Genomic DNA, 11386 nt, shown 5'->3' with positions numbered 1-11386 from the left:
AATTTGACTTTAAGTCTAAAAAACTGGAATTAACAATCTTCAAAATAATAACTTCTTGCAACAATAGCCACTTTGATATAAGATTTAAAAGCAAATGCTATATCCTTTTACCTAATTAGTTAACTGCTTAAATGTTTCAAAAATGGAAGCCAATAACAGAATAATTATTTGAGGTTTTAAAATCGGCCTAATCAAGGTAGCCCTACCTTGGTCATTTAAGTGAACTTAATAGGCTTAACATTCCTAAGGTCAATAGATACGTTCAAAATCATCTGGAAACCTCTTATCACAAAAACCTTCTGATAAATAAAAGCTTATCATGTTTTTTGTATATTAATATCTCCAACATTTTTTGATTAAAATCTCAACTCAACTTCATTTAACTATGACACAACTTAGTTTTAAAATCAACGGAACAAAAAAAGAAGTAGACTGTGATCCCGAAACACCTTTGTTATGGGTGCTTAGGGAGCATTTAAACCTTGTTGGGACAAAATACGGCTGCGGTATTGCCCAATGTGGCGCCTGTACGGTTCACCTGGATGGCAATGCCATCCGTTCCTGTCAAATGCCAGTTTCTGCCATTGGAGACAGTGAGGTAACGACCATTGAGGGCTTATCTGAAAAAGGCGATCATGCTGTTCAAAAAGCATGGCTGGCGCATGATGTTCCCCAATGTGGCTACTGCCAGGCCGGACAGATCATGAGTGCGGCCGCCCTGCTGAAAAATAACCCTGCTCCTTCTGATGAAGAAATAGAATCTGCCATGAACGGTAACCTTTGCCGCTGTGGCACTTACCTGCGTATCAAAGCCGCCATCAAAACAGCTTCGCAAACCGTCTAATCCACCATATTATGACTCTTATCAAAACAACCCTAAATAGAAGATCATTTCTAAAAGTATCTGCATTAGCTGGTGGAGGAATGGTTCTGAGCTTTAGTTGGCTGGCTGGATGCAAGCCTACTGTGGAAGAAGAAGCCCTCCAAATGCCCAAAGAATGGTTTGAGCTGAATAATTATATAAAGATTGGTGAAAATGGAGTAGTGACTTTGGTCTCTGCCAATCCAGAATTTGGTTCCAATGTAAAAACATCCATGCCTATGATTTTGGCGGACGAACTGGATGTGGATTGGAAAAATGTAATTGTGGAGCAAGCCGATTTTTACCCAGAGCGCTATGATCGCCAGTTTACGGGTGGAAGCCAGGGGATCAGAAGAGGTTGGCAGCCTCTCAGAACAGCTGGTGCCACGGCTAGAGCCATGTTGGTCAAAGCAGCTGCTCAAAGCTGGGAAGTTCCTGAAAATGAAATCACAACTGCTGAAGGATTCCTCATGCATGCAGCTTCAGGCAAAAAAGCTAACTATGGGGAAGTGGCTTCTTTGGCAGCCACTTTAGAGGTTCCTGAGGAAGTGCCTTTAAAGGAGATTGATGATTTTACCATCATTGGTAAATCCCAAAAGAATGTGGATGGTTTAAAAATAGTAACGGGCCAACCCTTATTCACCTTAGACTATCAGCAAGAAGGGATGCTGGTTGCCATGACGGTTCACCCTCCTGCTTTTGGCATGAAAGTAAAATCTTTTGATGACAGCAAAGCCAAAGACATGCCGGGCATCCATAAGGTATTTACCATAAAGACCTTAAAAGATGATTATGAAAGAAATGCTTTCGACACCACCACTTTCACAGAACTAGTAGTCATTGCAGGCAACACCACATGGGAGGTACTCAATGCGAAAAAGGCGCTCAAAGTGGAGTGGGTAAATGCCGAAGATAAAGATGTTATCATCCAAGGATGGGGAGGTGGCAAACAAACCGTTACTATTCCCGGTGGACTGGAGAGCTCTTCAGGACACCGAGGAAAAATGGCAGAATACGGCCAAAAACAAGCCAATGTCCTCAGAAAAGACGGTGATCCGGAATCAGCTTTTAAAAATGCCGCAAGCATTATAGAAAGAAGCTATTCTGCTCCATTCTTGGCACATAATTGCATGGAACCAGTGAACTGCTTTGCAGATGTAAGCGCAGAAAAAGCAATTCTTATTGCCCCTATTCAGGCACCTGAACTGATCCGAAATACATTGGCTGCCCGATTGGGTCTTCCCAAAGAAAGCATCCAAATTAACTTGGCCAGAATGGGTGGAGGTTTTGGCCAGCGTGCTTATGGACACCATTTGGTCGAAGCTGCTGTAATTTCCCAGGAACTTCAAAAACCAGTTAAAATGGTTTATAGCCGTGAAGATGACATGACTTATGGAATTTACCGACCTACTTATTCGGCGACTTATAGAGCGGCATTGGATGAGGAGAATAACCTTTTGGCTTTCCATGTCAAAGCAGGTGGCATTCCAGAAAGTCCTATCCATCCCAATCGTTTTCCTGCGGGAGCCATTGACAATTACTTGGCAGAAGGCTGGGAAATTCCTTCCAACATCACCATTGGTGCTTTCCGGGCTCCAAGATCCAACTTTATGGCCAGTGCTGAGCAGTCTTTCCTAGATGAACTGGCCGAAGAAATGGGCAAAGACCCGATTGAGTTTCGCTTGGATTTGCTGGAAAGGGCAAGAACCAACCCGGTGGGTGAAAACAATGATTATGATCCAGAAAGATATGCCGGTGTATTAAAATTAGTGAAAGAAAAAGCCAACTGGGACACTAATCAAACCAATGCTAAAAGAGGAGTTGCGGCCTACTTCTGTCATAATACTTATGTTGCGGAAGTCATGGACTTGGAAATGAAAAATGATGAACCATTAATCACAAATGTAGTGGCGGCAGTAGATTGCGGAATTGTGATCAATCCAGATGCCGCTTCCAATATGGGAGAAGGAGGAATAGTCGATGGTATTGGCAACGCCTTATTTGGAGAGCAATCCTTCAACAATGGGATACCTGAAAAGAGTAATTTTGACAAATACAGAATGATCAGGCAGCGGGAAGCACCTAAAAATATCTCCATTCATTTTGTTAAGAATGACATAGACCCAACCGGTTTGGGAGAGCCCTTGTTCCCTCCCACCTTTGCTGCAGTGGCCAATGCATTGTACAAAGCCACAGGTAAACGGTTTTATGATCAACCATTTATGCAGAATATTCTGCCAAAAGGTTAAAGTTCTGAAAAGAAAAGCGCCCTTGAGCACTGGAGTTCAAGGGCGCTTTTTATTTTAATACCAACAATACTTACCGATTTACCTTCCAGACTTCAGCATCGCTATCCAGTATTTCTTTGCCCCAAATGGGCAGCTCAGCCTTTATTCTTTCTACCAGCTCATTGCAGGCCTCAATAGCCGCTTTTCTATGGGCAGAAGAGGTGAAAACAAACAAACAGATTTCTCCCACCTTGATATTTCCCAAACTATGGTAAATATGCATACAGGACAAATCATACTTTTCAAAAATGTCCTCCCTTATTTCCCGAGCCTTTTCCAAAGCCATATCCCGATAAGCCGTATATTCAATAGAAACTACTTTTCCTTCTGGTTTTTCATCATCCCTTATCTGTCCCAAAAAAATAGAATGACCACCAATACTTGTTTTGGTACCATGACTGGCAATCGAACTGGCGATTTTTTCTGGACTGATAGGTCCTTCCACAAAAACATCCTTGATGACTGATTTCTTATCTTTCATTTCTCAAATATTTAGAATTAATATCAGCAAGCTTCCCGTTGATGTTTCTGATTTCCTTTACCACATCCATATGCCATTGGGAGACCTGATGCCTCAAAGATACAGTAATACACATCAAATCATAAATTGTAAGGTCAATCAAAGCATTCGGAAGGGTAAGGAGCAATTTTACCACTTGCTTTAAACTTGGGCATCTGTGCTTCGCTGTCCTTGAGAAATGCCGTTAATTCAGCAGCCAAAAGCTTGGCCTTTCCTTTCTCCTGTTCGAATAAATTGTTGCGCTCACTGATATCTTCGGTGATGTTAAACAGCTCAAAACTTTGATCAAAATGGTGATAAATAAGCTTCCAATCTCCTTTTCTGATAACACTATAAGGTAGTTCGTCATAAACATGGGGGAAATGCCAGAATAAAGGTCTCTTCCTCGATTCTGCTTCTCCCTTTATAAGCGGCACAAAGCTTTTTCCATCTGTTTCTCCAATCTCACTTTCAGAAAGACCTGCTATTTCAAGGAAGGTTGGAAAAATATCTTCCACAATCAAATAATCATTAACCGCCGTATTGGAATCACTGACTCCAGGCCATTTCACTAACATAGGCACCCTAATTCCTCCTTCATAAGGCGTTATCTTGTGTCCACGCAGGGGAAGGTTTTGAGGCGTTTGTTTAGGACTTCCATTATCGGACATAAAAACAATAATGGTATTCTCTTCAATACCTAATTTTTTTAGTTGCTGGAGAATGTCTCCCAACGATTTATCCATTCCTTCTATCATGGAAGCATAAGTAGCCTGAAATTCACTTAATCCAGCATTGATATATTTTTGGTAGAACCTCTCATCTTTTTCCCAAGGCGCATGAATGGCATAGTGGGACATGTACAAGTAAAAAGGCTTTCCTAAATCCACTGCTTTTTCGATGGCTTTATTGGCTTCTATCGTCAACACTTCCGTAAGGAAAATATCCTGTCCATGGTATTTTTCCAAACCAGGCACATCCCAAGTGTGATTTCCAGGGCTTCTCCAATCCGCACTAAAGTTATACTTTCCATAATAACTGCCAGGCCCTCCGGCAGCGTGCCCCGCAATATTGACATCAAAACCCAAATTGGTGGGGTTTTCTCCTGAAGTTCCTTTTGCTCCAAAATGGGCCTTTCCCACATGAATCGTGGTATAACCTGCGGAGTGAAGCTTTTGCGCTAAAGTAGAATGGAAAACTGTAGCATTATCTTTTCCAGTTGCACTCAAGCCATTCACATTCCATTTTGGAGGCTCAATTTCATCATGCATAGGATCAGGGGACTTATCCTTAATTAATGTCCAATTGGTCACCTTATGTCTGGCAGGATTCATTCCTGTCATCAGACTCACACGTGAAGGCGAACACAAAGCCGCAGCATAAGCTTGGGTAAACTTAACGCCTTCCTGCGCCAACTTCTCCATATTAGGCGTGTAATATTGCTTGTTCAAAGTGGTTTTCTCCTTATAGAACGGAACAGAAGTATCCTGCCAGCCCATGTCATCCACAAAAAAGAACACAATATTGAGTTGCTCTCCTCCTTTCTTTTGAGCCCATAATTTGTTCCCAAAAACAACAAATAGAAACAAAACCAATAACAGCTTATTATACTTCATAACCTTTGATGACATTATTTGATTGTTAATTCAAAAAAGTAAAATTTGTCCAAAAGACCTGATTTTACGTTAAATCAAAGTCTTGTTTTCCAAATCCATAACACTATAAATTTTCTCAGATAAATCAATAAATCACCAATTCATCTACAAAGAGGAAACCATGATTAGAGTTTTTGGCCATGACCTTTATAAATCTGCCTTTTGCGCCTTCCATTGAACCTGCAAAATTCTCCATGATCAATCCTTTTTTATTCTCTGGAACTGTATTCGGTATTTCTAGAACTTTCGAGAAATTTTTTCCATCTGATGAAATGGATACTTCAACTACTCCTGGCATAAAGATTCCCGGCCCCACTAGTTGCATAAAAGTTGCTGAGAAGCTGTTCAATTCTGCTACTTCTCCCATGTCAACCACCACATCCACATCATTGGTAAAACCCTGCCAATATCCATCACTATTAGAATTTCCACCCCTGTACCCATCAGTTAAGCTTCCTGCATCACCAGCTGGATAGGCAGTGTTCCAAGGTTTGAGGTATTCTACTGATTTTCCGATGGCCTTATGATAGTCTACCTGCCTTCTTAAGACTGGCTCTACAAGCTCATCCTCTTCAAAAATAGCAGCAGCTACATTTGCACTTTCCCGCACATAAAACTCGCCATTGTATAAGTTAGAATAGATTGTCGGGGTAGTTCCATCCGTGGTATAATAAATAGTCGGTGCGCTCATTTCACTCTCAAACCTAATTCCAATTTGCTTTGACTCCTGATCCACATTTAAGAATGGCAAAAGCTCAGCGGAAGGCGCATAATCCATTTGTACCCCCATGCTCTTGAGTCTTTGAAGCTGAAGTTTCAAGCGAGACTTAAAAGAATCCCAGTTTTGATTTTTTTCGGACGACCATGCTCTTTCTGACAGGGCCAATGCATCAGGAAAAACCAATGCGTCAGCAAGTGCTTCAGAAGGAATTGTTTCTGTCCAAAGACATGCCTGCATTCCTTTTATTTTGTACCTGAGCTCTGTTGGAAATTTAGAACCTAATAATTGTTTATTATAAATATCAAATAGCTTGGACTTAGGATTGGACAAATAAAAAGGATCACCAGGGGCCAAGATCACATCATTTCCCTTCTTGACAATTCTATCTGGTACGGAAGCCACCCAAGCTCTCCAGTACATCACGGACACACTTGGATCAAGGTCACCTGTAATCGCCTCATCCCAAACCACAACCTGTCTACCATTCTGGATAAGAAACTCACTGACCCTGCTTACAAAATAACCTTGCAACTCTTCTACATCTTCCATTCCATTAGCTCTCATAAACTGTTGACAAGCAATGGATTCTTCCCACTTACTCTTATCTACTTCATCTGCTCCAATATGTATATATCTAGAGGGAAAAACATCCATCACTTCTGTAAGAATATTTTCTACAAAAGTGTATACCTCCTCATTGACCGGGCAAAGAGGAGTAGAAAAAACTCTTCCCCAACCTGCCGTTCCTCCACAAGAAAGTTCGGGGTATAGTGCAATGGCTGCCATCATATGACCTGGCATGTCTATTTCAGGAACAATCTCTACATGTCTGGACTGCGCATAGTCCACCAATTCTCTTAATTCTTCTTGAGTATAATATCCTCCATAAAGAGGTGTTTCCCCTTGCATTTTAATATGCTTGGGGTCTAACTCATAACGTGCATCTTCTTTTGAACGATCAATACAAATAGAGTCATGGTTATTAAATGTTCTCCAAGCACCTTGCTCTGTGAGTGCAGGATATTGTTTGATTTCCATTCTCCATCCCTGGTCATCTGTAAGGTGAAGGTGGAGTTTATTTAATTTGTATAACGAAAGTAAATCTACATAACGATGAAGATAATCTATAGAGAAAAAATGCCTAGATACATCTAAATGCATCGCTCGCCATTCATATTTTGGAGAATCATTAATTTGCAAAGCTGGGATCAAAAGTTGGGAAGAAAAACTCTCATTTTCCGCCGTAGCTGGAAGTAGTTGTCTCAATGAGGTCATTGCATAGAAAATACCTTGACCATGGGAAGCCTCCAGAATAATTTTATCAGATTGAACTTCTAACCGATAAGATTCAGGATTTGAATCCACTGATGATTTCCGGACTTCAATAATGGTCTCACCATTTTCTGTAGAAAGCTCTGAGCCTAAGACCTCTTTCATTAGCGATTGAAAAAATGCTATTTCAGCGGGAAATGCTTCAGGGTCTTGTAGTAATAGCCGAGTATTTGCATTTAATGTAAAGTGCCCCTCCTTTACTTCTAATTCATTAGGGAAAGGAACAATGGAAAAATCAATGGAATCCGGTTTGCTACAGGCAGAAAGGATAAAGATTAACCAGACTGATTTCAATAGATACTTCAATATTCTTGGGGTTGAGTGAAGAAACAAATTTATACAGAAAAATAACTTAACAAGTCTCATTATAGGTTTAATGCACTAAAAACTTCCAAGTTTATAATAGTTTTTCGTTCTCTCGAATAATTTCCTAACCTAGTATTTTTGACAGCATTTTCCGTTAACTGAATATTTCTATTAGAATCAGTAGTTAAGCTTCTTAAAGAAATTAGTTTTTTATCTAGATAGAGGATAAGCAATTTTTCCCTTTTTTAGAATACAAAATGAAAAAAGACGTCTCAAGTTTAACATAGAAAGAGCAATTTAGCCCTATTCCGCTATGCATTAAAATAGAATAAAAAAACCTTTAAATAAGCCTGATTTTTTAATTAACCATTGATAATACACCTTTTAAAAGTCTTTTAATAAACCATTTGGATAGCTTGATGCTTTAAACTATATTTAATACGAAATACGTTTTTAAGACACTAAACAACTATATTACGTAGTTAAAATGTAAATTTTTAATTATTCGCCTGCTATGGAAGAAATGGAATTGAATCTGACTATTAAAAGTAATTTCAAGAATAAAGGAGTTAAATCCCGATTGAATAAAATCAAACAGCTTTGCGAAGCTTTTGATGCAAGCATATTAGAAAACCCAATCAACGCTATCCCTACAATTGACAATAATAAGTATATAAAAATTCAATTTGAGGGAGAGTTAGAAGAGATACTGATAAAATACAGGGGAATAAAATCCTTCTGCGATCTAAACGATATTGGCTTGGAACAGTAATCTACCTATCAAATTAGCTTTAAAACAAACAGTCAATACTTCAAAACATCCTACTAACCTAATCCAGCACAAATAGCTCGTGACTTATGGTATTGTTGTTAATAACCACCCTACAAGTATCTCCCAATTTTATGGACTTACCATTGTTGCCCAATATAATCACGGTTTCCTTTTCAAAAGGATTAAGTGTCCTTACCTGTGCATCTCCGTAAAGTTGCCACTCATCTTCTATCCTTACCTCAAATTTAAGACTGGTCTTCTCGGAACTTACTTGACCAAAATTCATAACTTCAATCTCCCATATATTTTCTTGATCAATTTGACGAGGCCTGGTTGATGATAACATTGGTTCCAAATAATTAACCCAGGGCAATCTAGAATATCCAAAAAGTAACTTGCCCTCTGCATCTTTTCCCAATAGCTTTCCAGCAAAATTATCTTCATTGAAAGCATGTCCCTCTGCCTCAAAAATCAAAATCAAATCATCTCCCCTTTCTTGGGTAGCTAGCAAAACACTACCACCACCAAAATTGACTACTTCAGATGCTCCAAACCTCAAGGAACTTAGGTCCATATCAGTTTTAGGATCAAAACCTGGCTCAGCCTTTACCATCACTAAAATCTCACGGGTATTTTCTGTGATTTTCTTATTCAACAACTCAATCTGTCTTCCTACAGTCAGAGGAATTCCAATATTTTTGGAGCTGTGATTGTCATCAGGTTTATCCTCGTGTTTTAAAGTATCAATGACAGCAAAATTGGCTTGTATAGCCCTCCCTAATCCGTCTTGAAAAATCTTTAATCGCTCATATTTAAACCAATCTTCCTCCACACCATCTTTATAGACAGTTATTCCAGGCTGATAAGCTTCTCCCGGATCAGTCTTCCAATGAACCCCATCCTTAGACCTCAAATAAAAAGCTATTCTCCCAAGCCAGTCATTGACAATCATATGGTATTGAATATGGTCTTTCCAAATTACAGGGTCCTCAAAGCGACCATCCACGGGAGGGTAAACCCTTTCATTTGTCACTTGTTGATAAGAGGAAAGTCCATCCTTACTCAACCAAATTCCACCACCTCTACATACCATCAAATAAGAGCCATCTTCACGTTTTGCAAAAGACAAATTGGATAGTCCCTCTATAATAGGCCGATCACGGGGATCAAACTCAAACTGACCATATTCCCATGGACCACCTAAATTTTCTGAAATATAATAGCCGTCAATTACATAAATGATATACCTGCCATCCTGCAATTGAAAAATTTCTGGGTTGTGTCCTTTTCCTATCTCTTCTATAACCTCAAAAGGCCCTTCTGAATTGTCACAAACCGCGTGTACCACTGTTGAATTGGGCCATTCCATATGACCTTTTGGAGAAGACTCGGACCACCTGCAAACAAACATGTGGTACTTTTGATCTTTTCCATAAACAATGTTTCCTCCCCAATAGGACCACTCCTGATCTTCAATTCCATTCTCCACATAACGAGGCAAAACATTCGCAGCTCCCCAAGTGCTATCTATTAATTCTCCATTAGGGGGTATCTTCTCAAAGCGGTCCAAAAATCTTCCACCCAAAATTAAGTCATCCCACTGCTCAGGTCGTTTCCTCTCCGTTACCTGCGCCATTATATTCAATGAAATAACTAGAGATAGTAACTTGAAAAACAACACTTTAAACCAAAACAAAAACTTCATGATATAATATTTAAAAAAAGATTACTCCTGCCTCTTGAGCAATGGTATTTCTTTTATGAACCTATTGGCTGTCAAAACATTTCCTAATTATCAAAATAAGGGAAAGGCAAGTTATGTATAAAACTTGCCTTTCCCTTAAATTTTACAAAAATTCTATTGATAAATTATATTTACTTTTTCTCTAGAAAATTTACGCCTTTATAATTTATAATAAAATCAATATGGTGAAATGAGTCGCTACACAATCAAATGATAAGGAGTGACTACTCGCTACTTAACAATCACGAAATACCGCACTTGCCTCATCCAATACTTTTAGGTCATCATTATCCAAAGCTATTTCTGGGGCTTTAAACAAAGTTTCTAATTGTTTTCCGCTAGTAGCACTGGCAATGGGAGCTCCTATATTTGGCTGAGCCAATAGCCAAGCCAGAGATACTGTAGCTGGGGTAGTGGAATGTTTCTCTGATACCTTATCTAAAGCACTTAGCACAGCCAATCCTTTATCGTTTAGATATTGCTTGACACTACCACCTCTGACACTCTTATTGAGATCTTCTTTTGACCGATATTTTCCAGTTAAAAACCCCGCGGCCAATGACCAGTAAGGAAAAACTGTCAGGTCATATTTTTCTACTAAAGAAGCATACTTAGTCTCATAATTTTCCCGCTCCACCAAGTTATAGTGAGGTTGTAATGCTTGATACTGTGGTAGCCCATACTTTTTGGAAGCCTCAAAGGATGCTTCAAGTCGCTTTGGAGACAAATTGGAAGCTGCTATATACCTCACCTTTCCGGCTTTGATGATTTCATCGTAAGCAGACAGCGTCTCTTCTACTGGTGTTTTCTCATCATCAAAATGGGTGTAGTATAAATCGATATAATCTGTTTGCAAACGCTTCAAAGAAGAATCTACTGCTTCAAGAATATGTTTCTTACTCGTATCTACAGGATGCAAGCCAGTCTCTCCTCCTACTTTGGTAGCCATGATTACCCGCTCTCTGCTATTTCTGGATTTCATCCATTTTCCAAGAATAGTTTCCGATTGTCCACCACCTTTCCCATCCACCCAATACGAATACATGTCTGCTGTATCAATAAAGTTAAATCCATTTTCCGAAAATTCATCCAGAATTTCAAATGACTGCTTTTCATCCAATGTCCACCCGAACACATTACCTCCCAAGTTAATTTTTGCTACTTCTAAATCAGTTTTTCCTATTTTGATCTTTTCCATTATGAGTTT

Annotated in this window: 9 protein-coding genes; 3 read left to right on the top strand and 6 right to left on the bottom strand. The window is 39.3% G+C overall.

The genetic code is table 11. The features are described 5' to 3' along the window. The first annotated feature begins 385 nt into the window (after nt 1–385). Entirely contained in the window at nt 386–844 is a 459-nt protein-coding gene (locus JL001_RS15465) for a (2Fe-2S)-binding protein (RefSeq protein WP_200977636.1), read from the top strand. A gap of 11 nt (nt 845–855) precedes the next feature. Beyond that, the gene (locus JL001_RS15460) at nt 856–3111 is read left to right on the top strand and encodes a molybdopterin cofactor-binding domain-containing protein (RefSeq protein WP_200977634.1); all 2256 of its coding nucleotides are present in this window, start codon (nt 856–858) and stop codon (nt 3109–3111) included. A gap of 70 nt (nt 3112–3181) precedes the next feature. Here the strand turns inward: JL001_RS15460 and JL001_RS15455 are convergent, their stop codons facing one another. The 4 genes from JL001_RS15455 to JL001_RS15445 all read right to left on the bottom strand — a co-directional run bounded on the left by JL001_RS15455 (nt 3182) and on the right by JL001_RS15445 (nt 7663). Continuing rightward, nucleotides 3182–3631, bottom strand: a complete 450-nt coding sequence (locus JL001_RS15455; protein WP_200977632.1) for a molybdenum cofactor biosynthesis protein MoaE — start codon at nt 3629–3631, stop codon at nt 3182–3184. Beyond that, nucleotides 3621–3746 (bottom strand): hypothetical protein, encoded by a 126-nt coding sequence (locus JL001_RS23240; protein WP_255545458.1) that lies wholly within the window; start codon nt 3744–3746, stop codon nt 3621–3623. Before JL001_RS23240 ends, JL001_RS15455 begins: the two co-directional genes overlap by 11 nt. A 19-nt stretch (nt 3747–3765) precedes the next feature. Then, nucleotides 3766–5265: a sulfatase gene (locus tag JL001_RS15450; protein WP_200977630.1), complete on the bottom strand. Its 1500-nt coding sequence runs from the start codon at nt 5263–5265 to the stop codon at nt 3766–3768. Between the two features lie 124 nt (nt 5266–5389). Next, nucleotides 5390–7663: a family 20 glycosylhydrolase gene (locus JL001_RS15445; protein ID WP_200977628.1), complete on the bottom strand. Its 2274-nt coding sequence runs from the start codon at nt 7661–7663 to the stop codon at nt 5390–5392. Between the two features lie 514 nt (nt 7664–8177). Between JL001_RS15445 and JL001_RS15440 the strand changes: the two genes are divergently transcribed. Further along, nucleotides 8178–8435: a hypothetical protein gene (locus JL001_RS15440; RefSeq protein ID WP_200977626.1), complete on the top strand. Its 258-nt coding sequence runs from the start codon at nt 8178–8180 to the stop codon at nt 8433–8435. Nucleotides 8436–8493: 58 nt separating this feature from the next. Here JL001_RS15440 and JL001_RS15435 read toward each other — a convergent pair whose 3' ends face one another. Together JL001_RS15435 and JL001_RS15430 are read right to left on the bottom strand one after the other, a co-directional pair. Then, nucleotides 8494–10140, bottom strand: coding sequence for a glycoside hydrolase family protein (locus tag JL001_RS15435; RefSeq protein WP_200977624.1), 1647 nt, complete (start codon nt 10138–10140; stop codon nt 8494–8496). A gap of 274 nt (nt 10141–10414) precedes the next feature. After that, nucleotides 10415–11377 carry an aldo/keto reductase gene (locus JL001_RS15430; protein ID WP_200977622.1) on the bottom strand — a complete coding sequence of 321 codons (963 nt, stop codon included), beginning with the start codon at nt 11375–11377 and terminating at the stop codon, nt 10415–10417. Nucleotides 11378–11386 lie beyond the last annotated feature (9 nt).

This window comes from Echinicola sp. 20G, from assembly GCF_015533855.1.
Classification (GTDB): Bacteria; Bacteroidota; Bacteroidia; order Cytophagales; family Cyclobacteriaceae; genus Echinicola.
Note: the sequence above shows the minus strand (reverse complement) of the source record. Positions and strands in the feature narration are given on the sequence as shown.